Origin of the sequence: Mycobacterium sp. OAE908 (assembly GCF_017872775.1) — a bacterium.
In the GTDB taxonomy this organism is placed as follows: domain Bacteria; phylum Actinomycetota; class Actinomycetes; order Mycobacteriales; family Mycobacteriaceae; genus Mycobacterium.
The window spans coordinates 632,699-658,641 of the sequence record NZ_JAGGJL010000001.1 but is presented as its reverse complement, the minus strand read 5'-3'; the positions used below and the strand labels follow the sequence as shown (position 1 = coordinate 658,641).

The window sequence follows — 25,943 nt, the reverse complement described above, 5'->3', positions numbered from 1 at the left end:
TCATCGCCGACAATTTTCGGCTACCCCCTGAAATTTGCACCCAGGGTTGTGGATAACGCCGAACCACAGCCATGAGTGCAAAACTCAGCGCCAGGACGGAAGCCAGATCTGCATATTCCACGTCGCCTGCGAGATGGGCAGGCCCGTCAGGATCGGATACATCCACGCGAAGTTCGTAATCACAAGTGCGATATAGCAACACACGACGATCAGGCCCAGCGTTCGTCGCTCCGCATTCTGATTCGGCTTGTGCAGGATGTCGCCGAGAATCATCGCGATCATCAACACCAGGAACGGCGCCATCGTCGCCGCGTAGAAAAAGTACATCTGCCGGTCGATGTCGGCGAACCACGGCAGGAACCCCGCGCCGTAGCCGACGAGCAGCACACCGTAGCGCCAGTCCCGCTTGACGAACGCCCGCCACAGCGCCCACCCCAGCACCGGCACCGCGATGAACCACATCGCCGGCGTGCCGACGAGCATCACCGCTTTCACACACGACTGCGCGCCACACCCCGGCACGTTCTGGTTGTCGATCGCATAGAGCACCGGCCGCAACGACATCGGCCACGTCCACGGCTTCGATTCCCACGGGTGGTGATTGCCTGCGGCGTTGGTCAGTCCCGAGTGGAAGTGATAGGCGGCGTACGTGTAATGCCATAGCGAGCGCACCGCGTCAGGAAGCGGCAGCACGCTGTCGGGCCCGATCGTATTGCCTACCTCATGCCGGTTCACCGCCGTCTCCGACGCGAACCACGGCGCATACGACGCCAGGTAAACCCCGAACGGGATCAGCACCAGCGCGTACAACGACGGGCCGAGGTCGCGGCGCAGCGCCCCGACCCACGGCCGCGGCACCCGATACTGCCTGCGCGCGTTGATGTCGAACGCCAGCGTCATCAGGCCGAAGAACACGATGAAGTACAGCCCGGACCACTTTGTCGCACAAGCCAATCCGAGCAGCACGCCGGCGCCGAACCGCCACCACCGCACCCCGAGCCGCGGCCCCCACGGCGTCTCGCCGATGCGGCCTTCCAAGAGCGCGACATGCATCCGCTCGCGCACCTGGTCGCGGTCCACGATCAGGCATCCGAACGCCGCCACCACGAAAACCACCAGGAACCCGTCCAGCAGCGCGGTGCGCGATGCGACAAAGCTGACGCCGTCGCAGATCAACAACAGCCCGGCCATCCCGCCGACCAACGTCGACCGGCTGATCCGTCGCCCGATCCGCACCACCAGCAGCACGAGGACGACACCGCACACGGCTCCGCTGAACCGCCAGCCCAGCCCGTTGTAGCCGAACAGCGCCTCACCGATCGCGATCAACTGCTTGCCGACCGGCGGGTGCACCACCAGGCCGTAGCCGGGGTTGTCCTCAACGCCGTGGTTGTGCAGCACCTGCCACGCCTGCGGCGCGTAATGCTTCTCGTCGAAGATCGGCGTGCCCGCATCGGTCGGCGAGCCCAGGTTCAGGAAACGCGTTATCGCCGCCAGCGCCGTGATGACAGCCGTCATCGCCCAGCCCTGCAGCCGATCGACCGGCCCGAAGTCAGCGACGGGCACCAGGGGCGCGGGGCTGATGACGGGAACCGCGCGCCCCTTGGCAACGAGTTCGTCAGCCGGGGCGGTCACGACAGCGATCGTAGGCTGTCTCCCATGTCGACCGGCCGACTGCTCATCGGCGCCACGCCGCTGGGGCAGCCATCTGATGCATCCGCGCGGCTGGTCAAGGCCCTGGCGAGCGCCGACGTGATCGCCGCCGAGGACACCCGGCGCATCCGCACGCTGGCCACCGCGCTCGAGGTCAGGCCTCGCGGCAGGGTGCTGAGCCTCTACGACGCGAACGAGGCGTCGCGCGTCCCGGCTCTGGTGGACGACATCCAGGCCGGGGCCACGGTCCTGCTGGTCAGCGACGCCGGCATGCCGCTGATCAGCGATCCGGGGTACCGCCTTGTCACCGCGTGCATCGAGGCAGGCGCTAGCGTCAGCTGCCTGCCTGGTCCCTCCGCGGTGACGACGGCGCTGGCGGTGTCCGGGCTGCCGGCAGAGAGGTTCTGCTTCGAGGGGTTCGCTCCGCGGAAGCACGCCGCACGCGTGACGTGGTTCAAGGCGCTGGCCGCCGAACCCCGAACCTGCGTGTTCTTCGAGTCGCCGCGCCGGCTGCCCGACACGTTGAGGGACGCCGTCGAAGCGCTCGGCGCTGAGCGCGCGGCGGTGGTGTGCCGCGAGCTGACCAAGACGCACGAGGAGGTCGTTCGCGGCACGCTCGGGGAGCTCGCAGAGTGGGCGGCCGACGGGGTGCTCGGCGAGATCACCGTCGTATTGGCCGGGGCCACACCGAAGGCCGACCTCGAGACGCTCGTTGCTGAAGCCAACGCGCTCGTCGACGACGGAACGCGGGTGAAGGACGCGTGCGCGCAGGTGGTGGCGGCGAATCCCGGCGCGCCATCACGGCGTGAGCTCTACGATGCGGTGTTGCGATCACGCCGCTGAAAGGGGTGGGCCACTGTGAGTACCGCGGTGTTTGTCGTCTTGCTGGTCGTCGGAATTCTGGCGGTGCAGGTGCTGATCTGGATTCCGATCATCGTGTGGTTTCGGCGCCGCAGCCGCCGCGTTGCCGCCGAGTTGGCGGTCGAGTTGGAAAGCGAGCAGGTTGTCCGCCCGCCCGAGAAGGGCAACTACCGAGGGGCGACGGCGCCGGGTTACCCGATGGTCAAGAACAACGGTTTGATCGCACTCACCCGGCGACGGCTGGCCTTTCGCACGCTCACCGGCAAGGCGATCGACATCCCCGTCGACGCGATCACCGGGGTGCGTCAGGCCTCCGTATTCAACGGCTCGGTGGTCGGCGGCCGCACCCATCTGATCGTTCAGACAGCGGCCGGTGAGATCGGCTTCTACGTCTCGGACAACGCGGGCTGGACGGCCGCGCTGTCGGCCGCGTAGATGATCGGTGCCGCCTTGTGCAGGCACTCGTCCCACTCGCGGTCGGGATCGGAGTCGGCCGTGATGCCGCCGCCGACGCCAAGAACTGCGTTGCCTGCCGCGTCGAACTCCACCGTTCGGATCGCCACGTTCAGCTCGCATCCCGCCACCGGCGACGCCAAACCGACTGTGCCGCAATACACTCCGCGGCGGTGCGGCTCCCAGCCGCGCAGCAGCTGACGGGCGCGCAGCTTCGGCGTGCCGGTCACCGAGGCCGGCGGGAACGCCGCATCCAACACCGAACCCATCGGCACGCCCACCCCGACTCGCGCCTCCACCGTCGACACCAGATGCCACACGCCCGGTGCGGGCTCGACGGCCAACAACTCGGGCACGGTGACCGTTCCCGTCATCGCGACGCGGCCGAGGTCGTTGCGGACCAGATCGACGATCATGATGTTCTCCGCGACATCCTTGACCGACGCCCGCAGTGCTGCCGGATCGGCATGCCGCGGCAGCGTGCCCTTGATCGGGCTCGACTTCACCGTCTCGCCGCGGCGCCGCAAAAACAGCTCCGGAGACAACGACGCCACTGTGCCCCATTCGCCTGCCACGTACGCCGCCCGCGCAGGCGCGGTCCGCTCGACGGCGTCGACGAAGAAATCGATTGGTGCGCCTTCGATGCGGCCCGCGAATTGCGTGCACACACACGCTTGGTAGATCTCGCCCGCCGCAATCGCTTCCAGACAGTCCAGCACGCCGCGGCGGTGCGCATCCCGGTCAGCCTCACCCCACGTGATGCGAAAGTCGCTGCGCGGCACGGGTGCACTCAGCGCAGCGGTAACCCATTCCGGAAGTGCTGTGCCGGAAAGGCTTTCATACCACCACTGCCCGTCGCGGTCCTGGCGTAGCACGCAGTCGGACCAGCCGCCTGCCGCTTCGGGGATTCGCGGGCCACGTCCGTCGATGCCCGCGTCGGGATAGGACAGATAGCCGAACCAGCCGCCGCCGATCACACCGTCGGATTCGCCTGCGGGCACGGCGAAGACGTCATCGACGGGGACCGCGTTCAGCGACGGCGCGATCACCGCCGCCGAGCCGAACCAGTCGCCGATCAGTGCGGCGGGCGGCGCCAGGTCACACCGCGCAGCGCCCGCGGCGATCGCGCGCAGCACACGCGGCGCTTCGCCCAAGTCGCCGAGTCGCTCGATCCGCACGGACCAAGCGTGACAGAGCGCTAGCGGCTGATCACCCGCGGGACCGCGATGCCTGCCAGCTTGTCCGGGTTGCGCATCGCGTAGAAGTGCGTGATCTTGCCGTCGACGACCTCGACGAGGAACACGCCCTCGAGGTGGTCGCCGCTGTAGACGACCACCGCAGGTGCGCTGTTGTAGACCGCCGTCTCGACCCGCACGTCGGGCAACTTCTGCCCGAGCCGGAACAGACCGATGATCGCCTTGGCCACCTTGTCGGCGCCGACGACCGGGCGGCGGGCCGCGCTGGCCTTGCCGTTGCTGTCGGCGGTCCAGACCGCATCAGGGGCCAACATCGACATCAGCCCTTCGAGGTCGCCGGTGGACGCCGCGGTCAGGAACTGTGCTGTCAGCTCGGTGGTTCGCGCCGAGTCGACGGGATCGAAGCGCTTACGTCTGGCGTGCACATGCTCGCGGGCGCGGTGCGCGACCTGGCGCACCGTCGTCACGGATTTCCCTACCGCTCCGGCGATTTCGTCGTAGTCGAAGCCGAAGACCTCGCGCAGTACGAACACCGCACGCTCGTCGGGCGTCAGCGTTTCGAGCAGCACCAGCATGGCCATCGACACCGACTCGGCGAGCACGACGTCGGCTGAGGCGTCGCGCTCGTCGAGCAGCAGCGGTTCGGGCAGCCACGGGCCGATGTAGTCCTCGCGTCGACGGGCGCCTGCGCGCAACGCATTCAGCGCCTGACGCGTCACCAACTGCGCCAGATACGACTTCGTATCCCGCACCGTCGCGAGGTCCACTTCGGCCCACCGCAGATAACTGTCCTGCAGCACGTCATCGGATTCCGTTGCAGAGCCCAGGATTTCGTAGACGATCGTGAACAGCAGCGGCCGCAGATGGGTGAACCGCTCGGCGTGCTCGGAGGTGGTCACGATTCCGTGACCACCTGGCGCAGCGGAGATGACGGACGCCTGCCGCCCTTCATCACGAAGGTGGAGCCCGGCTTGTGCGCCTCGTGGCGGATGCCCCACAGCGTGCCCTTGCAGATGGCCTCCTTGACCGAGGCGCCGAGCCGGCCGCCGATGTAGTACTTCACCGGGGTGTCGTCCTTGCGGGCCAGTTGCACGGTGGCGGCGTGCCGCCCCAGGCTGACGCAGGACCCGACGAACGCCTGGTCGATCGGCGCAGGCTCGGTGCCTGCGATCCGGCTGAGCACGGTGTCGGCCGCCCGCGCCCCCAGCGGGACCGCGGCCTGGCAGCTCATTCGCAGCGGCTGGCCCGAAGGGGCGGCGCAGTCGCCTGCCGCCACAATGCGCGGGTCGTCGATGCTGGTCAGTGTCTCGTCGGTGAGTAGGCGGCCCATCCCATCAGTCTGCAGTCCACTGGCCGCGGCCAGTTCGGGCACCCCGAAGCCCGCCGTCCAGATGGTCAGCGCGCTCGGCCGCACCGCGCCGTCGGCGAAGACGACCGCATCCCGTCGCACCTCGGCGACCACGTCGACGTCGAGCACCGTGACGCCGAGCTTGCGCAGCCGCTTGCGCACCGAGCGCCGAGCTTGCGCCGCAAGCGACGGAACCAACTGGCCGCCGCACACCAGAGTGACGTTGCGCCCCTCTTCGGCGAGCTCGGCTGCCGTCTCGGTGCCGGTCAGCCCGGCGCCGACGACGGTGATCGGGGCGTCGGGGTGCAGCTCGTCGAGCGCGCCGCGCAGCCGTAGCGCCAGCTCCAATTCAGCGATGGGATAGGCGAATTCGGCGGCGCCAGGAACCGATGCGGGTACACCGCCGGTGCTGCCGACGGCATAGATGACGTAGTCGTAGTCCAGCGCCCGGCCCGACGCGAGCGCCACGGTGCGGGATGCCGTGTCGATTCTGATCGCACTGTCGACCACAAGACCGACGCCCTCGCCGAGCAGCGTGTCGTAATTGACCGTCGCGTCGTAATTGCCTGCCACGTGCTGGTGCAGGCGAATCCGCTCGACGAACTTCGGCCTCGAATTGACCAGGGTGATATCGACGTCGTCGCGCTGTCGCAAGTGATTGGCCGCGGTGGCCCCTGCGTACCCACCACCGATGACGACGACCTTGCTGCGTGTGTTGTTTTCAGTCATGCCCTCTAGACACCGCCGATCGCCGAGATGTGACGACGCGTGACGCAGATCACTCACCCGCGGCGGCGTAATGCGCGCGGAATCGTGCGCCCCGGTGCGCCGAAACATCTGCACGTCACATTGGTCGCATGTTTCATCTGGGTTGGTTCATGGGCAGTGGATTCTCGGTACAGACATGGGCGCTTGATCCATGGGCGGGCAATACCGGCCACGACTGGATGAAGGGCGATCTCTTCGTCGATCTGGCCGCATCGCTTGAGCGCGCGCGCTTCGACTACCTGCTGGTCGAGGACACCAGCATGGTCGAGGACGCTTATGGCCGGTCGATGGAGACGACGCTCAAGTACGGCATGCTGGCCCCCAAGTGCGACCCCGTCCCGCTGATCCCGCTGCTGACCCAGCGCACCAAACACATCGGCATCGCGGTCACGCTGTCGACGAGCTTCTACCACCCGTTCATGGCGGCACGGACCATGACCACCCTCGATCACCTGACCGACGGGCGAGTCGGACTGAACGTGGTGACGGGCAGTTCGGCGCGCGCGGCGCAGCAGTACGGCTACGACGAGCTCATGTTGCACAGCGAACGCTACGAAATGGCCAAGGAATGGATGGAAGCCGTTGGCGCACTGTGGGACTCGTGGGAAGAAGGGGCCGTCCTGGTCGACGAGGACACGCCGCGGTATGCCGATCACACGAAGGTGCACACCGTCGACTTCGAGGGCAAGTACTTCCGCACGCGTGGCCCGCTCAACACGATTCCAGGGCCGCAGCGCCGTCCGGTGATCGTGCAGGCAGGCGCTTCGCCCGCGGGGCGTGACCTTGCCGCCAAGTACGCGGAGTCGATGCTCGCCCACGGCACCAGCATCGAGGGCATGAAGGCATTCAGGCAGGACATGCACCGCCGGATGAAGGAGTACGGCCGCGACCCGAGCACGCTGAAGATCCTGTTCCTGATCGACCCGATCCTCGGCGACACCGATCGCGTCGCGCAGGCCCGCGAGGAGGACATGAAGGCCGCCCGCTGGAGCGACCACGCCATCGAAAAGGCTTTGTGGGGTTTGAGTTACACGTCGGGCGGCGAATTCGACTTCTCGACCTTCGATCTGGACAAGGAGGTGCCCGACGTGTGGGGCAACGGTGAGACGAGCACGCTGCGGACGTTCATCGAAGGCGCACGGGGCAAGACGCTTCGCGAGGCGATCGCCACCGTCGACACCCACGCCGGTCTCGCGTTCGTCGGCTCGCCCGACACGGTGGCGGCGAAGATGGGCGAGGCGATGGAGGAGGTCGGCGGCGACGGCTTCCTGCTCTCGCCGGTCGTCACCCGGCGCAATATCGCCGAGATCGCCGACGGCCTCGCGCCTGCGTTGCGAAAACGCGGCCTGATCAGGGACGGCTACCAGCACAGCACGTTTCGGGAGAACCTGCTCGAGTTCTAGTCGCCGCCGCAATCCCGGCGTAATGCGCGGGGTACTGACGTGAAGCGGTTGCGTCACACGCCGCCTATTTACTGCTCGCAAATGGCGCGCCAGCGAATGCCGTGCTCTCAGGTCGAGCCTTGACCCCTAGGAGGCATTCGTGTTCGACACGACACACCCGCGCAACATTCCGTCCGGTCCGCAGTGGGACCGCCGCGCCTTCTTGAAGGCCGGCGGCATCACCGTCGGCGGCATCAGCCTGGCCGCCCTGATCGCCGCATGCGGTGGCGCGCCAAGCGGTTCCGGGAACGGCGGGACACTCGTCCTGCGCATGCCGTTCCTGGCCGACATGCAGGTTCCCGACCCCGACATCATGTACGAGGGCGAGGGCGTGCAGGTGATGGAATCGGCCTACGAGGGACTCGTGCGCTACAAGTCCGGCACGTCGGAGATCATCGGAAGCCTTGCGAAGTCGTGGACGGTGTCGCCGGACCAACTGACGTATACGTTCACGCTGCAACCCAACGTGAAATTCCACGACGGAACGATCGCCGACGCCCAATCGTGGGTCAAGAGTTTCGACCGTCGCGGGAAGATCAACCAGGGCCCCGCGTACATGGTCGCCGGTGTCGTCAAGACCGAGGCGCCGGATCCGACGACGTTCGTCGTCACGCTCAAGGAGCCCAACAACGCGTTTCTGCATTACCTCGCCTGTCCGTGGCAGCCGTTCGCGGTCAGCCCCACCGCCGTTGCGAAAAACGCCGTCGGCGACGACATGGCCCAGGAATGGCTGAAGACCCACGACGCGGGCACCGGACCGTACATGTTCAAGGAGTTCGTCACCGGCAGCCATTACACGCTCGAGGCATTCGATGATTACTGGGGCGAGGAGCCGGTGTTCAAGAGCATCCGCATCGACATCACGCCGAGTGTGGCCACCCAGAAGCTGCAGTTGGACTCCGGCGCATTCGACATGGTGACAAAGGGTTTCGCGATTCCCGACGTGCTGGCCTATCAGAAGAACACGCAGTTCGCCGTCGTGAACTCGTTCGGCGGTGTCGGAGAGGCGATCTGGCTCAACCCCACCTCCGGCATCTTCGCGAATAAGGCACTGCGCAAGGCCGTGCTCACTGCCCTGGACCGCAAGTCAATAGTCGACACCGCGTGGGGAGGGTTGACTACGGTGCAAAACGCGATGTGGCCCGACCGCACTCTGAACCCGGCACTGGCTCCGTTCCCGTCTCAGGTCGACGCCGCAGCGCTGAAAGCGATTGTGCCGACGCTTCCTTCGAAGAAGATCGACCTCGCCTGGAGTGCCGATGGTGGCGCGCCCCGGGGGCAGATGGCCGAGCTGATCCAGAGTCAGCTGGCGGCATTCGGACTCGACGTCACGGTGCGGACCATGCCGGTGGCCGAGGAGTTCGACCTGCCGAACCAGGCGCCCGAGAAGCGGCCGGACATGCTGGTGTCGTTCCTCGGCGGTGATGCGTTGCACTTGGACACGACGTTCCGGATTCTGTTGCGCACCGGCGCGAAACCGTTGAATTTCTACCAGTATTCCAATCCCGAGCTCGACAAGTTGATGGACGATGCGGTCAAGCAGCCGGACTGGGCCCAGGCCGAGCAGATCTATGCCAAGTGCAGCCAGATGATCCTCGACGAGGCGATCTGGATCCCGTTGTGCATACCGCCGAACTCGACGATCGCGCACAGTTACGTCAGTGGGGTAGAGGACAACTCGTTCTATCCGCCGATCTTCTGGCCGCAATCACTCAAGCGGGCTTAGCCTGTGGGGCAACGCTTTTAGCGACATTTTAGCGACAATCTCTCATGGTTTTCTTCGGAAATGCGGCCGTGAATCCTTAGGGTTCGAACATATGTTCGAGTCATGGGTTCGGGTGCGGTGCAGACAGCGGTCACCGCGCTGCGCGCCGCCTACGAGGGCCTGGCCGCGTTGCCCGTCGATGCGCTGGGCACGGCGGAGTTGATTTCTGCGCTGGACGAATTGGAGGCGCTGTCGTGCGCCTTGCCGTCGCAGCGCCATCGCCTGTTGGCGCGTTTGCAGGAGCAGACCACGGCCACCGAGATGGGTGCCAAGTCGTGGCGCGAGGTGTTGGCCATCCGGTGGCGCATCTCGACTAGTGAGGCCGGCCGTCGGCTCGAGGAGGCCGCTCAGCTGGGCCCGCGGCGCACGCTGACCGGCGAACCTTTGGACCCCGCGTTGCCCTGCACCGCGCTCGCGCAGGGGTGCGGATCGATCAATCGTGAGCATGTCAAGGTGGTGCGCGAGGCGATGGACCGCCTCCCGGCCGGGGTCGATTCGTTGACCCGCGCGCAGATCGAAGTGGATCTGGTGCGCACCGCGATCGGGGTGGGCCCCAAGGAGTTGAAAGACAACGCCGAGCGGATCCTGTTTTTGTTGGATCAGGACGGGCCGCAACCCGACGATACTGAGCGCGCGCGGCGCCGCGGGGTGACGAAAGGACCGCAGGGATCCGACAAGATGACCCCGTTGACAGGGACTCTCACGCCGCAGGCGTGGGCGATCTATGAGGCGATCTTCGCCAAATGGGCCGCCCCGGGCATGTGCAACCCCGACGACGAACACCCCTGCCTGTCCGGCACACCGTCGCAAGCCCAGATCGAGGGGGATCACCGCAGTTTGGCGCAGCGCCAACACGACGCGCTGCTCGCGGTGGGGCGCAGCGTGTTGGCCAGCGGCCAGCTGGGGCAGCACAACGGGTTACCGGTCTCAGTCATCATCCGCACCACCCTGCAAGACCTGGAAAGCCGCGCCGGCATCGGCGTCAGCGGCGGGGGCACCTTGATCCCGATCGGCGAGGTGATCCGCCTAGCCGCCACCGCCAACGCGAGCCATTACCTGGCGGTGTTCGACAAGGCCACCGGATCAGCGCTGGACCTGTTCCGCTCACGCCGGGTGGCCTCGGCGGCGCAACGGATCATGCTCATCGCCCGCTACGGGGGCTGCACCAAACCCGGCTGCACCGTGGGCGCCTACGGCAGCCAAGTCCACCACGCCGCCCAAGACTGGGCCGATGACGGCCAAACCAACATCGACGACCTCGCCTTAGCGTGCGGGCCGGATAACCGCATGGTCGGTCCTGGCGGCTGGAGCACCCGGATCAACGCGACCAACGACGTCGAATGGATCCCACCCCCACACCTGGACACCGGCCAAGCCCGCACCAACGACTACCACCGCCCCGAACGACTATTCCGTCCACCCGACGACCAAGGCGACAAGGAAAGCCGGGCAGGTCCAGAAGACGGCGCGGCCTGACCTAACCCGTCGAGGCCAGCTCGTGAAAGTTGCTGCGGTGGAAGACCATCGGGGCGACATCGGGATACATCGCCAGTGAGACGATCCGGAGCACCACGATCTCGTGGTCGCCTGCGTCGACTCGCTTGTACGGTGCGCACTCCAGCCACAGCGTCGCACCGTGAACGAAGACCGCGCCGCTGTCGGTCGCCATCCAGTCGACTTCGCTGAACCGGTCGCCGGTCTTCGACGCGAGTGAACGCGCCACGGGCGCGTGGTCACCAGCCAGCACGGAGAGCCCAAGACGATGCAGCCGTGCGAGTTTCGGCCAGGTGGTCGACGACTTGGCCACACACACCGACACCAGTGCAGGGTCGAGCGAAACCGAGGTGAACGAACTCGCCGCCATCCCCTCGGCGACGCCGTCGAGCAGGCCGCAGAAAGCTGTCACCCCGCTCGGGAAACAGCCGAACGCCTGACGCAGCAGAGCCTGGTCGAACCTCTCGTCCACCGCCGCGATCACGACGACACCGCCGCGACGAACCGACGGGCGACCGTGAGCCACTTCTCCAAATCCTCGGATGTCTCGTAGTCGGAGTCGAGCAGATACAGGCTTGGTGCGGGGCAGCTGGCACCGATCTCGACAAGCACTGGGCGCAAGGTCAATTCGGGGGCAAGCGCATGCGCGTACGAGCCGCCGAGCATCAGCGGAAACGTCGTGATCTGACCGAGCTCGCCTGCGCCGAACTGGTCGAGGAACAGTTTCAGCAGCCCGGTGTAGGTGGCCTTGAACGTCGGGGAGGCCACCACCAATGAGTCCGCTGCCTTCACGATTTCCTTGGCCTCGGCCACCTTGGGGTCACCCCACCCGAGGAGGCCGGCACCTAGGTCGACGACGTCGATAACATGTTGAGGCGCAACGCCGGTCAGCCTTTCGGCGACCAACTCGGCCGCGGCCCGCGTCCTCGACATCGGCTTGGGATTTCCTACCACGACAACAGTCATGCCGTGCAGTCAACAAGGCCTGGATTTCGTGGCTTCGGCCCGCGGGTAACACCTTCATTGCGCCGCGGTGACGCCGGACGCCGTTGATCGGCGCAATCTCACCGACACAGTTCCGACGTGACTCCGTCATCCGTTGCGGCTTTGCTCATGCCAAGAGATTGCGTGGCGCCGGCGCCCGATCGAACCCCAACGGGAATCGAGGGTAACCATGAGCGAGCACACCCCCCGCGCCAGAGTGCACGATCTGCGCGTCACCTTCCAGCGGCGCGGAGTCCCGTTGCACGCGCTTCGGGGCGTCAGCATGGACGTCCAGCCGGGTGAGGTGCTCGCACTAGTGGGCGAGTCGGGATCCGGCAAGAGCGTGATGGGTCTTGCGCTGCTCGGCCTACTTGCAGGGGAGCCAGCACCGGTCATCAGCGGCAGGGCAGAGGTCTGCGGCATCGACATGGTCGCCGCCTCACCAGAGGAACGGCGTCGGGTGCGAAAGGCCCACCTGGGCGCGGTGTTTCAAGATCCGATGACCTCGCTGGACCCGACCATGCGCGTCGGCAGGCAGGTGAGCGAGGCGACGGGGGACTCCGAGGAGGCAAGGCGGCTGCTGGAAATCGTCGGAGTGCCCGACCCGAAGCGGCGCATGAAAGCGTTCCCGCACGAGTTGTCCGGAGGACTGCGGCAGCGCGTGATGATCGCGATGGCAGTGGCAGGCAAGCCGGATCTGGTCATCGCCGATGAGCCGACGACCGCTCTCGACGTCACGGTGCAGGCACAGGTGCTCGGCCTGCTCCGTGACCTGTGCAACGAACTGGGGACGTCATTCATCGTCGTCACCCACGACATTGGCGTGGCGTCCCAGATCGCCGACCGGGTCGCGGTGATGTACGGCGGACGGGTCGCCGAGCTCGGTGAGATGGACGAGGTGCTGCAGGCGCCGTCGCACCCCTACACCGTCGGGCTGCTCAACTCGCGGCTGGATCTCGACCTGCCGCTCGGTCGCGCGATTCACGCTCTGCCCGGTCAGCCGCCCGACCCCAGAGACCATCCGAAGGGATGCGCGTTCTCACCGCGCTGTCCGGCCGCGGTGCTCGCCTGTTCGGACGCGCTGCCCGAACCGACGCCCGCCGCAACGCATTCCGGTGTGGCGGCATGCATTGTCGACAATGCGACAACTGAGGCGGGCACTCGCGAGGACACTCCGCTGTTCGCGCCGATGGTCGAGGTGGACGACAGCCGAAAGGCGTTGCAGATCACCGGGATCGACAAGCGCTTCGCGGTGCGGCGCGGCTGGCTCAGGCGTGACAGCCTGCACGCGCTGCGCCACGTCATCCTCGACGTCGCGGCCGGTGAGTCGATCGCGGTGGTCGGCGAATCCGGCTCGGGCAAGTCAACGCTGCTGCGCGTCGTGGCCGGGCTGATGCGCCCGGAGGACGGGACTGTCAGCTATCTCGGGTCGCGCCCCCAGATGGTGTTCCAGGATGCGGGCGCGTCGCTGACACCGTGGATGACGGTCGGCGAGATCGTCGGTGAGCGGCTGCTGAAGACGACAGGTCGCACCGAGCGTCGCGACCGCGTCGATCAAGCGCTTCGCCAAGTCGGCCTGCCGCCGGACGTCGCGGGCGTCAAGGCGACCAGCCTGTCCGGTGGGCAGCGTCAGCGCGTCGCGTTGGCGCGCGCGATCATCGTGCCGCCACGGCTGCTGCTGTGCGATGAACCGACGTCGGCGCTCGACGCGTCACTCGCCGCGTCGGTGCTGAACCTCCTTCAGGAGTTGCGCCGCGAACTCGGGATGGCCGTCATGTTCGTCACGCATGACCTCGCCGCGGCACGGTTCATCTCGGATCGAATCGCGGTGATGTATCTCGGCCAGATCGTCGAGGTGGCACCGACAGAGGAACTGATCAACAACCCGAAACACCCCTATACGAAGGCGCTTCTCGCCGCGGTGCCGACTCCTGGAACCGATCCGGTGCGGCTGCCTGGCGAACCGGCGAGCCCGTTGGCGATCCCGACCGGCTGCTCGTTTCATCCCAGGTGCGCAGAACGGGTGGACGGTTGTGACAGCAAGGTGCCGACATTGGTCTCCACCGACGGAACGAGCCTGCATCTGGCGTCGTGCCTGCTGGTCGCCACCGACGACTCGTCTGCCGGTCAGGTGGCGTAATGCCATTGCTACGCAAGTGAATCCGATGAGACATAGATCGCCCCTGTGATGAGGAGATGGAGATGACCAAAAAGTTCCACCTGGGCTGGTTCATGAATTTCATCCCCCCGGAATGGGATACGCCGTGGGCGTCGCCGGATGTGGCGAACTGGCCCAACGGCAAGTTCTACGTCGACATGGCGAAGAGCATGGAACGCGCCTGCTTCGACTACATCATGATCGAGGACACCGTGATGGTGGCCGACTCCTATGGCGGCACTATGGAGGGCTCGCTGAAGAACTCGGTGTTCGCACCGAAGCACGATCCGATCCCGTTGGCGGTGTTGATCGCGGCGAACACGTCGAAACTCGGTGTGGTGGCGACGATGTCGACGTCGTTCTATCCGCCATATCTGTTGGCGCGGCTGGCATCGACCGTGGACTCGATCGCCGAGGGCCGCTTCGGCTGGAACATCGTGTCCTCGGCCGAGGACCGGGCCGCTCAGAACTTCGGCCTCGACGCGCTGCCCGAGCACGATGAGCGCTACAACGTCGCTGACGAGTACTACGACCTCGTCTGCGAACTGTGGGATTCGTGGGATGCGGACGCGGTGGTGATGGACCGCGAGACCCATACGTATGCCGACTTCAAGAAGGTCCGCACCATCGACTTCGTCGGCAAATACTTCAAGTCGCGGGGACCGCTGAACACGGTGCCCTCGCCGCAACACAAGCCGACGATCCTGCAGGCGGGGGCATCCCCGCGGGGTCGGGCCTTCGCAGCCCGCGCCGCCGATGCGATCGTCGCCGTCGGCACCGGCACCGCAGGCATGAAGGCCTACCGCGACGACATCAGGGCCCGCGCCGAGGCGGCGGGACGCAATCCCGACGACGTCAAGCTCATGTTCTGCGTGTCACCGGTCGTCGCCGCCAGCGAGGATGAGGCCAGGGCGCAGATCGACCGGCTCACCGCGCTCGACAGCTACATCGAAAAGCAGTTGGCCGCAATCTCGTCCAACACCGAGATCGACTTCAAGCAGTTCGATTGGGACGAGCCACTTCCCGAGGGCCTGACCACCAACGGGGAGCGGGGCTCGCTAGAGCACTTCATGCGCGGCGACGGCAGTCCGGGTCCGAAGACGTTGCGGCAGTTGGCCATTGACTGGGCCACCACCGGCGTCGAGTTCGTCGGAACGCCTGAGCAGGTCGCCCGCAAGATGGGCGAGACGATGGAGGAGATCGGCGGCGACGGCTTCCTGATCATGAAGCCGGGCTGGGACCTGAACCGCAACTACATCTCGTCGATCACCGACGGGTTGGTGCCCGAATTGCAGCGGCTCGGCCTCACCAGGACCGAATACACGCAGTCAACGCTGCGGCAGACACTGCGCGAGTTCTAACCACAAGACACCACAAGGAGGCGTCAATGGCGGTCGCGGAATACTACGTACCCGCACCACTTGTGCGGTACCGAAGCCGCATCGGCTTTTCGGTCAGGCAATACTTCCACGGCACCTCGGTGCCCAGCTACGTCGCGTTCGGCGCGTTGGCCGCGGTGATGCTGATCGCGATCTTCGCAAGGCAGATCGCGCCCTACGACCCGCTGGCCGCCGTCGGGCAGCCGATGACGGCCCCGAACGCCGTCAACCTGCTCGGCACCGACACCGTCGGACGGGACGTGCTCAGCCGGGTCCTGGCCGGCATGCAGAGCAGCTGGTTCGGTGCACTTGCGGTGTGCGCGTTCGGGGTGCTGTTCGGTGGTCTGGTCGGGCTCATCGCCGGAGCGTGCGGCGGTTGGTTCGACGCCGTGCTGATGCGCGTGACCGACGCGTTCCTCTCGCTTCCGGGACCGATCCTGGCGCTGGCGGTGGTGGCCGCGATCGGGCGGTCCTACACCCATACGCTGATCGGCGTCGCGATCGTCTGGTGGCCGCTCTACACGCGGATCGTGCGGTCGGAGGTCCGGAGGTTGAAAGCCTCGCCGCACCTGGAAGCGGCGAAGGTGGGCGGTGCCGGTTGGTGGCGGCTGATGTACCGCCATCTGCTGCCCGGCGCGATACCCGTCACGATCGTGACAGCAAGCCTCGACATCGCGGCTCTGGTCCTGATGGTGGCGGGCCTGTCGTTCCTCGGTCTCGGTGCGCCGCAGCCTGCACCCGAACTCGGTTCGATGAGCGCGCAGGGCGTCACCTACATCTTCAGCGCCTGGTGGATTCCGATCGTGCCTGCTTTCGCCGTTGCGGTCATCGCGATCGTCGCGAACTTCGCGGGCGACGCGATCCGCGACCGGATCCGCGACCGCTGATGCTGACCGTCCTGCCGAGGCGTCTGCTCGGCGCGATCCCCGTTCTGCTCGTGCTCGTCCTTGCGGTCTTTACGCTGCAGAAGGTGGCGCCGGTGGACCCCGTCGCCGCGCTCGTCGGCGCCAAGGCCTCGCCGGAGGTGTACGAGGCGGCGCGGCACAAGCTGGGCCTGGATTCCCCACTGCCCGTGCAGTTTTGGCAGTACCTGACGCATGCGGTCAGGGGCGATCTCGGCGAGTCGAGCGTCACCCGCACCCCCGTGCTGGCCGACCTCGCGCAGTTCCTGCCGGTGACGCTCGAATTGCTCTTCGTTGCGCTCGTCTTCACGGTGGTCATCGGCTTCTTCATGGGCCTGGCCACGGCACAGGGCTGGCGAGGGTCCGGGGTACTGCGAGTGATGATGGTGTCCGGCGCGTCGGTGCCGGTGTTTCTGGCCTGCCTGCTCGGCATGCTGGTGTTCTACCGCTGGCTCAACATTCTGCCGGTCACCGATCAAACGTCCTACATCGACGCCCCGACCGGCCCGACGCACTTCCTGCTCGTCGACAGCCTATTGGCCGGGCGACCCGAAGTGTTCTTCGACGACCTGTATCACCTTGTGCTGCCCGCGTTTTGCCTGGCGCTGACACCGGCCGCGGCCGTCGGGCGGGTGTTGCGCAGCAGCCTGGAGGCGACGCAGCGGGCCGACCACACCCGAACGGCGCGCGCAAAAGGGCTGGGGGAGAAGCAGATTCTTATCATGCATTCGCTGCGCAACTCCGTCGGCCCGGTGTTCGCGTTGATCGGCCTGCAGCTGGCGCTGATGGTCGGCAACTGCATTCTCGTCGAGTTGATTTTCGCCCGACCGGGTATCGGGCTGTACATCTCCCGCGCCATCGACAAGGCCGATTTCAACGCGATCGCAGGCGTGACGCTGGCCGTCGGCCTGCTCTATGTGCTGACCAACATCGCTGTCGACCTCATGCAGTCGATCGCGGATCCGCGGGTGGCACTCTGACACGCGAGCAGTTGGGCGGTTCGTTGCCTTGGCTGCTGATCAGCTCGTGGATGTGGCATCTCACGCGGTGGGGCGGCCTGTTCCTGGGGACGTACCTGGTCACCCACCTGGGTGGGCAGCCGATCGCCAACCAGTTCGTCGGCGTCGCCATGTTCGCCCCGATGTTGCTCGGCACCTACGTGTCCACTCGGGTCGACCTCGACCACCGCAGACTGGTTCTGGTCACCGAGCTTGTGCTGCTGCCCATTTCGGTGGTGATGGCCCTGCTCGTCTGCAGTGGAGCCGTCGCGACGTGGATGGTCTTCCCGTACGAAGTGGCATTCGGATTCGGTGGCATGGTCAACATGACCGCGCAGCGCGCACTGCTGTTCGGGATGGCAGGTCCGCTTCGCTCGATGCGCGTGCTGAACACCGAACTCGCGGGCATGGCGAGCGCGATGATGCTGGGGCCGCTCATCGGCGGGATCACCATCGCGAAGTTCGACCTCGGCGTCGCATTCGGCGTTCCGGCCGCGCTGCTCGCCTGTTCGGCGCCGCTGCTGTGGCTCTCGACACGCCACCTGCCCGCCCAACCACGCGGAGCAACCGCGGCGACACCCGTGGGCAGCGGCCACTGGCGACTGCTGCGCACCTCGCGACCGCTTGCGGTGATTCTGCTGGTGACGTTGATCTGCAACCTGTGCTACTTCGCGTTCACACCGCTGGTACCGGTGATCGCCAAGCACCTTGGCGCGGGCCCGGCGATGGCAGGGCTGATCGGCGCGACCGCAGGCATTGTGCAACTGGTGATCGCCGCGGCACTGATCGTCCGGCCGGCGCGGCATCCGATCCCCACGTACACCGCCGGTGTCGTGCTGTGCCTGTTCGGCCTCGGGATACTGTCCTACACACCGGTTTTGACCGTCGCCCTGCTTGCCTTGGGTGTGGCGGGAATCGGCCAGGCGCTCTTCGGCTCGACGCAGGCGACGTTGCCGTTCACCGCGGTCGCACCGCATGAACGCGCCGCCGCGCTCGGGCTTATCACCACGACCATCGGCGTCGCGCTACCGACAGGCATGGTGATCCTCGGCGTGACATCCAGTCTGTTCGGTGCGCGGCTGGCAATGCTGTTGTCGGCCTTCATCGGGCTGGTCGCGCTCGTCGTCACGCTGCTGACTTCACGCGGAGCGATAAGCGTTGGCGGAGAAGGCGACTCGATCGCCGCGCAGCCGGAGCTGGGCGAGCGCGCGCGGCTGGGCGTTCTCATCCTCGATGACGTCCTCGAGCCAGACCAGCGGAGCGCCGACGTCGACCCCGATGAGCTCGGCGGTCTGCTCGTCGGCGGCGACCGCGCCGATGGTGGTTTGACTGCCGCCGATGCGAACCCCGAGCTGGCGCTCGAGGATCAAAATGACGTCGGGCTCCTCGATGTCGAAGTCCGGCGACTCGTCCTCGCTGAGGGCGATGTAATTGACCGACAATCCCAGCGGCAGACCGTTTTCCAGCACCAGGCTTTCGATCATCAGCACGGTCCAGCCGAAAGGCAGCCGTAGCCGGTCACGCACCATCGGCGGGCAGCCCAGCAGACGGCGCTCCAGGGTGCGCGCCTCGACCGTGCTGGAGGGTTCGGTGGCGAATTGCGCGACCGGGCTCAGCTGGTCGATGCGCAACAGCAACGAACCGGTGGCCCGTGTCCCGTTCTTGGGCTCGCGGGTGACAAGCCCCTCGCGGGCGAGTTGCTGCAGCACGGTCCGGATGGTGTTGCGGCTCGCGGACAGTGCGTCGGTGAGGTCTCGTTCAACGAGAGGCATGTGCCTGCCGCCGCTGACCAGCGTCGAGCGCAGCAGGTCATAGGTGCGCCTTGCCGAGTTGTTCAGCCGGTCCGGGCTTTGCCGCTGACGTTGGTAGAGCACCTCCGGCGGGACCTGACCGGTCGGCAACAACCGCGCACGACATGCTGCATATGAGGATGGTTCACGTGTTGACACGCGTTCATTGGACACCGCGATTGTTAACGGATCCGGGCGTCGTTGATTCGCCCGAGTTACGTTGCGGGCATCCCGCGGCCGACCACGTGGGCCAACTGTGCGCTACCTAACAAAACGATCGCGATGAGGGCGAACAGCGCTGCGATCCCGATCTGAGCCTCGAGCACCGCGCAGCCGACCGAGCCCGCGAGCAAACCGATGCCCGCTGAAATCCGGAACTTCGCAAGACCCGCCGAGGACTCGCCGACCTGGGCCACGACCATTACGGGAAGACTTGCGGTCGCTCCCGCCAGGCTGACACCGAACAATGCCGATGCCACCAGATACGTTGTCGCGCCGGGGATCAGGGCAAGCAGCGTCGCGCACACCATGCCCAACGCGAATGACGTGATGAGCACCGCGACGACCCCGATGTGCCGGATGATGCGATAAGCCACTGCAAGAACGGCGATCTCGACACCTGACATCAGTGCGATGGCCGCGGTGATCGTGATCGTCGGGTACTCGCGGGCGGCTCCTGCCAGCGGGAGCGCGGTGAACAACACGCCGCCACGCAAGAAGTCGCCGCTCATCGCCAGGATGAGCGCGGCACCGCTGCCTGGTGTCCTGTCCAACTTGGGCAGGCTGATTCGCGGCGGCGGTGACTCGGGCGGCGCGGCGAGGCTGGGCAGGGCGGCGGCCAGCGCGGCAGCGACGACCACGGCCAGCCCGCCGGTGACGACGAACGCGATCTGATAGCCGGCCCGTCCCGCGATGAGACCCGCAACCAACAGGCCACCCGGTGAGCCGACAGCGCCGCCGAACAGGAAGGCCGCGTTGAAGCGGCCGAGCGAGCGGGCGATGTCGCCGGTGGCACTATCGACGCGAACCGCGGCCTGCAGTCCGGCGCCGAGCACCACGCCGCCACCAAAGCCCTGCATGACTCGCGACGCCATCAGAAGGACGCCGCCGGACGCCAGGCCCATGCCGATGCACGCCGCGCCGAACAGGCAAAGTCCGATGGTCAGCGCTGCCCTTGAGTCAAGCCGCGGGACGAATCTGGTGCCGAATACGTCGATCACGATCACGCCCAACGCCGCGCTCAGCATGAAGACGCCGATGTAGATGCTGTTGTGCCAGAACTCGCGCACGAAAAGGACTTCCAGCGGGGCGGTGAGGCTCATGGCGACACCGCTCGCGGCCATCAAGGGCAGGAACCATCGCGACCGCGGGATCGGCCCGCACCGTGCCTGCGTCATCAGGATGTCGATGCGAGGCGCGAAGAGGCGGCGAACGGCAGACCCACCGTCTCGGCGACCTCGAGGCCGAACGCCTCCAGCCCGATGCGTTTGACCGGGTGATTCGTCAGTAGCCGCATCCGCCGCACCCCGAGGTCGGCGAGGATTTGTGCGCCAAGACCGTAGTCGCGCGCATCTGCGCCGGCGTCCTCGAGGTGATGCGCGTGTCTGCGCTCGTGGCCGCGAAGGTAGACCACGACGCCGCGACCCTCGGCGGCGATCATCTGCATCGCGCGCTGCAATTCGCCATGGCAATCACAGCCGGCGGACGCGAAGACATTGCCCGTCAGACACTCCACTTGCACCCGCACCAGCGGCAGCGAAATAGTTTGTCCGGCAATGTCTCCCATCGCCAATGCGATGTGTTCGCGACCGTCCAGCACGGACCTGAAGCCGTAGGCCTGGAACTCACCGTGCTCCGTCGGCAGCCTGCTGCTTGCCTTGCACTCGACGAGTCGTTCGGTGCGATGCCGATAGGCGATCAACTCGGACATCGTCACGATCGCCAGGCCGTGTTTGGCGGCGAAGGCGCGCAATCGTGCGCCGCGCGCCACCCTGCCGTCGTCGTCGACGACTTCGCCCATCACCGCGACGGGCGGCAGTCCGGCCATTTGTGTCAGGTCGACGGCCGCCTCGGTGTGACCCGCCCGGCGCAGCACGCCGCCGTCCACGGCCCGCAGCGGAAACACATGACCGGGCCGAATCAGATCGCGCGGTTCAGTGTTGGGGTCGGCGAGCAGTGAGATCGTGCGGGCCCGGTCGGCGGCCGAGATACCGGTGGTGATGCCCGTGCGCGCGTTCACCGAAACCGCGTATCCGATGCCGCGTGAGTCCTCGCTGACCGCGACCATCGGCGGCAGGTGCAGGCGGTCGAGGTCGGCGGCCGGCATGGGCACGCACAGGATGCCGCCCGTGTGGCGCACCATGAATGCCACCCGCTCGGGTGTTGCGTGCGAGGCGGCGAGCATGAGATCGCCGTCGTCGTGCGGGTTTTCGGCGTCGACGACGATGACCATCCGGCCTGCGCGCAACGCGCTGACCGCCGCTCCGACAGGATCGCCTGCGTGGTGTGCGCGCCTGCGGATCCCGATGACGCCCATGCTCAGAACTCGCGCAGAGTGTCTCGCAGGTGCGCGTGCGTGTACTCGGTGCGGGCCAGTCCCTGGCGCTGCAGCGCGGGGATGAGTCCTTCGCAGATCTCGGTGATGTAGGCCCTGCTCACCCGGTTGGTGCTGATGAGGAAGCCGTCGCCGCCAACGGCTTCCATCGCCTCGCCCATCTTGGTGGCGACCTGATCGGGGGTGCCGACCAACTCGATGGAGTCCGACGTTCCGCCAGCGTCAAGGACCAACTGGCGCAGCGTTTTACCGCTGCCCCACTGCGCGAACTTGTCGAGGGAGCCGCGCTCGCCGTTGGTCTCCAGTGGCGGAAGCGGTTCGTCGAGGTCATAGACCGAGAAGTCGATGTCGGTGACCGACGAGATGCTGGCCAACGACTGCTCGAAGAACGCCGGGTCCTCCGAGGCGGCCTGCTTGCGGGCCAGCGCCTCCTGTTCGGTCTCACCGAGGGTCGGGCTCACGACGAACAGCACCTTGATGTCGTCGGGGTTGCGGCCCTGCGCCGCGGCCCTGGCCCGCACGTCGTCGCGGTAGGACTTCATCCCCTCCACCCCGTTGGCGACGGCGATGATCGAGTCTGCGTATTTCGCCGCGAACTGGCGTCCCTTCGGGGATCCGCCGGCCTGCACGAAGGTGGGTTGGCCCTGCGGGGAGCGCACCGTGTTCAGCGGGCCGCGGGACTTGAAGTACTTGCCCGCGAAGTGAATTGCGTGCACCTTCTTGAAGTCGGCGTAGGTGTTGGTCTCCCGGTCGCGGATCACCGCGTCCGGCTCCCACGAATTCCACAGCTGACACACCAGGTCGACGTACTCGTCGGCGATGTCGTAGCGCAGGTCGTGTTCGGTGAGCTTGTCCATGCCGAAGTTCTGCGCCGAACCGTCCTCACCGGAGGTGACGATGTTCCAGCCGAAGCGTCCCTCGGCGATGCTGTCGAGCGTCGAGGCAAGCCGGGCGAGCAGGAACGGCGGGTAGAAGGTCGTCGACATGGTTGCGACGACGCCCATTTTCGAGGTGGCCGCGGCCATGATCGCGGCCAGCGGTGCCGGGTCGTGCTTGGGCGCCATGGTCGCGTACTTCAGGTACGCCTCGGAGTTGCCGCCGTAGGCCTCGGACACCATCAGCGTGTCCTCGATCATGATGTAGTCGAAGCAGGCCTTCTCCATCGCCTGGGCCATCTCGATGTAGAACTTCCCGTTCCAGGGGTTTCCGTCGTTGCCGAACGGAGAGTTCCACTCGTTTGCGGTGAAGTTCATGAACCAGCCGAGGTGAAATCGCTTGTCGGTCATCAGAACTCACGCAGGTGGTCGCGAAGCATGGTGGTGGTGTACTCCGAGCGGACAAGGCCGCGTTTCTGTAGCTCCGGGATCAGGCCATCGGTGATCTCGGTGACGTAGCGGCGGTTCAGCCGCATCACCGGGCTGGTGATCAGGTAGCCGTCACCTCCGACCTCGTCCATCACCGCCCCCATTTCATCGGCGACCTCTGCTGGCGTGCCGATGAACGGGACATTGCCGGAAAGGCCGCTCCCGGTGACGATTTCGCGCAGTGTCTTGCCCTTTCCGCGGGCCAGGAAGCTCTCAAGCGCGCCGCGCTCGCCGTTGGTCGACACGTCTGAGGGCACCGGTTCGTCGAGATCGAACTGGGCGAAGTCGATCTCGGTGATCGACGAGATCTCGGCCAGCATGTACTCGATGTAGAGCGGATCGTTGAACCACCGCTCCCGCTTGGCCAACGCCTCCTCGTGGGTGTCGGCGACGATCGGGGTGACGAGATATAGCAGCTTGCAGTGTGACGGGTCGCGGCCGTTGGCCTTCATCCTCGCGTGGATGTCGTCGCGGTAGGCCTTCATCGCTTCCACGCCATTGGCGGGCGCGACGATCGTGTCGGCGTGTTGCGCGGCAAGCTCGCGTCCCGGCGGCGACGCCCCCGCCTGGGCGATGGTCGGGCGGTATTGCGGTGACGGTGCGGTGTTCAGTGGGCCTCGCGACTTGTAGTACTTGCCCTCGAAGTCGATCGTGTGGACCTTCTTGTAGTTGGCGTAGGTCCCGGTCATGTAGTCGCGCTCGATGGCGTCGGGCTCCCACGACTCCCACAGCTTGCTCACCAATTCCAGGTACTCGCTTGCCATTGCGTAGCGCTCGTCGTGCTCGTAGAGCTTGTCGAGCCCGAAGTTCTGCGCGGCGCGATCCTCACCCGAGGTGACGACGTTCCAGCCGAACCGGCCGCGCGCGATGTGGTCGATGGTGCTGCACAGCCGGGCCAGCAGGAACGGCGGATAGAAACTCGTCGACATCGTCGGGACGACCCCGAGTCGGGTGGTGGCGGCGGCCATCAGCACCGCGAGCGGAACCGGATCGTGTTTGGGATTCACACCGTGCTTGAGGTCGTGCTCCATGGTGCCGCCGTAGGCGGTCGACACCATGAGCTTGTCCTCGATCAGCACATAGTCGAACTTGGCGCGCTCGAGATCCTTGGCCATTTCGACGTAGAAGTCGCCGGTGAAGTCGCGGCCGCCGTCGCCCCAGTTTCCGTTCCACTCGTCGGCGACGAAGTTCAGAAACCATCCCAGATGGAACATGTTGGTCATGCCCTCAAGGGAAGTCGGGACGCGTTACCTCAACGTGTCGGCGTGGTACCGCCGAGATTGCGCTACGCCTGCTCGGCGGGAACGTAGCGCGGGAACACCCCGACCGGGGCGGGCAGCGTGGTGCCCGGCGCCAGCCGCGTGCCGATGGCCGCGAAGCTCCGCTGATCCTCGGCCTGGCCGAGCAACTCGAGCAGCTTGCCCGTCGACTCCGGCATCACCGGCTGGGAAAGCAGCGTGGCGATCCGCACCGTCTCCAGCGTCGTGTACAGCACAGTCCGGAACCGGTCTTCGTCGGTCTTGCGCAACACCCACGGCTCCTGTGCGGAGAAGTATTTGTTAGCGGCGGACAGCACCGACCAGATCGCCTCGAGCGCGAGATGCATTGCGGTGGCGTCGTAATGGCTGCGGACCCGGTCCATCAGCGCATCGGCCAACTCCAGCAGCGACTTGTCCTCGGCGGTGAATTCGCCTGGCTCAGGGACTTTTCCGTCGAGGTTCTTGGCCACCATCGACAGCGAGCGCTGTGCCAGATTGCCCAACTCGTTGGCCAGGTCGGCGTTGATGCGGCCGATGATCGCGTCTTCGCTGTAGCTGCCGTCCTGCCCGAACGGCACCTCGCGCAGGAAGAAGTAGCGCACCTGGTCCACGCCGAACGTGTCGATCAGATTCAGCGGGTCGACGACGTTGCCAACCGACTTGCTCATCTTCTCGCCGCGGTTGAGCAGGAAGCCGTGCACAAAGACCTTGCGCGGCAACTCGATTCCCGCCGACATCAGAAACGCCGGCCAGTACACCGTGTGGAACCGGATGATGTCCTTGCCGATCATGTGCAGGTCGGCCGGCCAGAACCGCTTGAACAACTCCGATGAAGTGTCCGGAAAGCCAACGCCCGTCAGGTAATTCGTCAGCGCGTCCACCCACACGTACATCACGTGATCCGGGTGATCGGGCACCGGCACACCCCAGTCGAACGTCGTCCGCGAAATCGAAAGGTCGCGCAGCCCACCGGAGACGAAGCTGACCACCTCGTTGCGCCGCACCTCGGGCTCGATGAACTCCGGATGCTCCTCGTAGAGCGCGAGCAGCCGGTCGGCGTAAGCCGACAGCTTGAAGAAGTACGTCTGCTCCTCGGTCCACGTCACCGGCGCCCCGGTTTCTCCTGCGATGCGCACGCCGTCGGGGCCGACGACCGTCTCGGCCTCGGTGAAGAAGCGCTCGTCGCGCACCGAGTACCAGCCCTTGTAGGCGTCGAGGTAGATGTCGCCTGCCTCGTTCATCCGGCGCCAAATCTCCGTGGACGCCTCGTAGTGGTCGGCATCCGAGGTGCGGATGAACCGGTCGAAGGAGATGTTGAGCCGCTCCTGCATCCGCTGGAACACGTCGGAATTGCGGCGCGCCAGTTCGGCCGCCGGAATGTCCTGGGCCGCCGCGGTCTCGGCCATCTTCTGCCCGTGTACATCGGTGCCGGTGAGGAAGCGCACGTCGTAGCCGTCGAGTCGCTTGAACCGCGCGATCGCGTCGGTGGCGATGTATTCGTAGGCGTGTCCGACGTGCGGGTCGCCGTTCGGGTAGGCGATGGCTGTCGTGATGTAGTACGGCTCACTCATTTGT

21 protein-coding genes are annotated in these 25,943 nt (G+C 66.2%); 9 read left to right on the top strand and 12 right to left on the bottom strand.

What is annotated here, in order from left to right; all coding sequences use genetic code 11:
- Window positions 1–84: 84 nt before the first annotated feature.
- A complete protein-coding gene (locus tag J3E61_RS03145; protein ID WP_192727037.1) occupies window positions 85–1,635 on the bottom strand; it encodes a phospholipid carrier-dependent glycosyltransferase in 1,551 nt (516 codons plus the stop codon).
- Between the two features lie 24 nt (window positions 1,636–1,659).
- Here J3E61_RS03145 and rsmI point away from each other — a divergent pair, with 24 nt between their 5' ends.
- Both rsmI and J3E61_RS03135 read left to right on the top strand, forming a co-directional pair.
- On the top strand, window positions 1,660–2,496 hold the full coding sequence (rsmI, locus tag J3E61_RS03140) for a 16S rRNA (cytidine(1402)-2'-O)-methyltransferase (protein ID WP_210082586.1): 837 nt from the start codon (window positions 1,660–1,662) through the stop codon (window positions 2,494–2,496).
- 27 nt (window positions 2,497–2,523) lie between these two features.
- Window positions 2,524–2,949, top strand: a complete 426-nt coding sequence (locus J3E61_RS03135) for a hypothetical protein (RefSeq protein ID WP_210085414.1) — start codon at window positions 2,524–2,526, stop codon at window positions 2,947–2,949.
- Here the strand turns inward: J3E61_RS03135 and J3E61_RS03130 are convergent.
- From J3E61_RS03130 to J3E61_RS03120, 3 genes are read right to left on the bottom strand one after another with little or no spacing between them, the layout of a single operon-like run.
- Window positions 2,901–4,145: an aminodeoxychorismate synthase component I gene (locus J3E61_RS03130; RefSeq protein WP_210082585.1), complete on the bottom strand. Its 1,245-nt coding sequence runs from the start codon at window positions 4,143–4,145 to the stop codon at window positions 2,901–2,903. The genes J3E61_RS03135 and J3E61_RS03130 overlap by 49 nt on opposite strands.
- 20 nt (window positions 4,146–4,165) lie before the next feature.
- Window positions 4,166–5,062 carry an RNA polymerase sigma factor SigJ gene (gene sigJ / locus J3E61_RS03125; RefSeq protein ID WP_192727034.1) on the bottom strand — a complete coding sequence of 299 codons (897 nt, stop codon included), beginning with the start codon at window positions 5,060–5,062 and terminating at the stop codon, window positions 4,166–4,168.
- A complete protein-coding gene (locus tag J3E61_RS03120) occupies window positions 5,059–6,240 on the bottom strand; it encodes an FAD-dependent oxidoreductase (protein WP_210082584.1) in 1,182 nt (393 codons plus the stop codon). Before J3E61_RS03120 ends, sigJ begins: the two co-directional genes overlap by 4 nt.
- Before the next feature lie 128 nt (window positions 6,241–6,368).
- Between J3E61_RS03120 and J3E61_RS03115 the strand changes: the two genes are divergently transcribed.
- The 3 genes from J3E61_RS03115 to J3E61_RS03105 all read left to right on the top strand — a co-directional run bounded on the left by J3E61_RS03115 (window position 6,369) and on the right by J3E61_RS03105 (window position 10,962).
- Window positions 6,369–7,682 carry an NtaA/DmoA family FMN-dependent monooxygenase gene (locus J3E61_RS03115; RefSeq protein ID WP_192727032.1) on the top strand — a complete coding sequence of 438 codons (1,314 nt, stop codon included), beginning with the start codon at window positions 6,369–6,371 and terminating at the stop codon, window positions 7,680–7,682.
- Window positions 7,683–7,821: 139 nt separating this feature from the next.
- On the top strand, window positions 7,822–9,447 hold the full coding sequence (locus J3E61_RS03110) for an ABC transporter substrate-binding protein (protein ID WP_210082583.1): 1,626 nt from the start codon (window positions 7,822–7,824) through the stop codon (window positions 9,445–9,447).
- Window positions 9,448–9,549: 102 nt separating this feature from the next.
- The gene (locus J3E61_RS03105; protein ID WP_210082582.1) at window positions 9,550–10,962 is read left to right on the top strand and encodes an HNH endonuclease; all 1,413 of its coding nucleotides are present in this window, start codon (window positions 9,550–9,552) and stop codon (window positions 10,960–10,962) included.
- A 1-nt stretch (window position 10,963) separates the two neighbouring features.
- On the opposite strand, the gene J3E61_RS03100 is transcribed toward J3E61_RS03105, so the two are convergent.
- Together J3E61_RS03100 and J3E61_RS03095 are read right to left on the bottom strand one after the other, a co-directional pair.
- Window positions 10,964–11,464, bottom strand: a complete 501-nt coding sequence (locus tag J3E61_RS03100; protein WP_210085413.1) for a flavin reductase family protein — start codon at window positions 11,462–11,464, stop codon at window positions 10,964–10,966.
- Window positions 11,461–11,946, bottom strand: coding sequence for an NAD(P)H-dependent oxidoreductase (locus tag J3E61_RS03095; RefSeq protein WP_192726986.1), 486 nt, complete (start codon window positions 11,944–11,946; stop codon window positions 11,461–11,463). The genes J3E61_RS03100 and J3E61_RS03095 overlap by 4 nt, the downstream gene beginning before the upstream one ends.
- 208 nt (window positions 11,947–12,154) lie before the next feature.
- On the opposite strand from J3E61_RS03095, the gene J3E61_RS03090 reads away from it, so the two are divergent.
- From J3E61_RS03090 to J3E61_RS03075, 4 genes are all read left to right on the top strand, one after another.
- Entirely contained in the window at window positions 12,155–14,104 is a 1,950-nt protein-coding gene (locus J3E61_RS03090) for an ABC transporter ATP-binding protein (protein ID WP_210082581.1), read from the top strand.
- A 62-nt stretch (window positions 14,105–14,166) separates the two neighbouring features.
- Entirely contained in the window at window positions 14,167–15,483 is a 1,317-nt protein-coding gene (locus J3E61_RS03085; protein WP_192726984.1) for an NtaA/DmoA family FMN-dependent monooxygenase, read from the top strand.
- A 26-nt stretch (window positions 15,484–15,509) separates the two neighbouring features.
- A complete protein-coding gene (locus tag J3E61_RS03080; RefSeq protein WP_210082580.1) occupies window positions 15,510–16,388 on the top strand; it encodes an ABC transporter permease in 879 nt (292 codons plus the stop codon).
- The gene (locus tag J3E61_RS03075) at window positions 16,388–17,383 is read left to right on the top strand and encodes an ABC transporter permease subunit (RefSeq protein WP_192726982.1); all 996 of its coding nucleotides are present in this window, start codon (window positions 16,388–16,390) and stop codon (window positions 17,381–17,383) included. The genes J3E61_RS03080 and J3E61_RS03075 overlap by 1 nt, the downstream gene beginning before the upstream one ends.
- 1,157 nt (window positions 17,384–18,540) lie before the next feature.
- Here J3E61_RS03075 and J3E61_RS03070 read toward each other — a convergent pair.
- The 6 genes from J3E61_RS03070 to J3E61_RS03045 form a co-directional block, all read right to left on the bottom strand.
- Window positions 18,541–19,350, bottom strand: coding sequence for a GntR family transcriptional regulator (locus tag J3E61_RS03070; protein WP_210082579.1), 810 nt, complete (start codon window positions 19,348–19,350; stop codon window positions 18,541–18,543).
- 56 nt (window positions 19,351–19,406) lie between these two features.
- Window positions 19,407–20,588: an MFS transporter gene (locus tag J3E61_RS03065; protein WP_210082578.1), complete on the bottom strand. Its 1,182-nt coding sequence runs from the start codon at window positions 20,586–20,588 to the stop codon at window positions 19,407–19,409.
- On the bottom strand, window positions 20,588–21,727 hold the full coding sequence (gene ribB / locus J3E61_RS03060; protein ID WP_210082577.1) for a 3,4-dihydroxy-2-butanone-4-phosphate synthase: 1,140 nt from the start codon (window positions 21,725–21,727) through the stop codon (window positions 20,588–20,590). The genes J3E61_RS03065 and ribB overlap by 1 nt, the downstream gene beginning before the upstream one ends.
- 2 nt (window positions 21,728–21,729) lie before the next feature.
- Window positions 21,730–23,031 (bottom strand): NtaA/DmoA family FMN-dependent monooxygenase, encoded by a 1,302-nt coding sequence (locus tag J3E61_RS03055; protein WP_210082576.1) that lies wholly within the window; start codon window positions 23,029–23,031, stop codon window positions 21,730–21,732.
- Complete coding sequence (locus J3E61_RS03050) at window positions 23,031–24,332, bottom strand: NtaA/DmoA family FMN-dependent monooxygenase (RefSeq protein WP_192726977.1); 1,302 nt, start codon at window positions 24,330–24,332, stop codon at window positions 23,031–23,033. The genes J3E61_RS03055 and J3E61_RS03050 overlap by 1 nt, the downstream gene beginning before the upstream one ends.
- A gap of 62 nt (window positions 24,333–24,394) precedes the next feature.
- Window positions 24,395–25,939 (bottom strand): methionine--tRNA ligase, encoded by a 1,545-nt coding sequence (locus tag J3E61_RS03045; RefSeq protein ID WP_210082575.1) that lies wholly within the window; start codon window positions 25,937–25,939, stop codon window positions 24,395–24,397.
- Window positions 25,940–25,943: the final 4 nt, after the last annotated feature.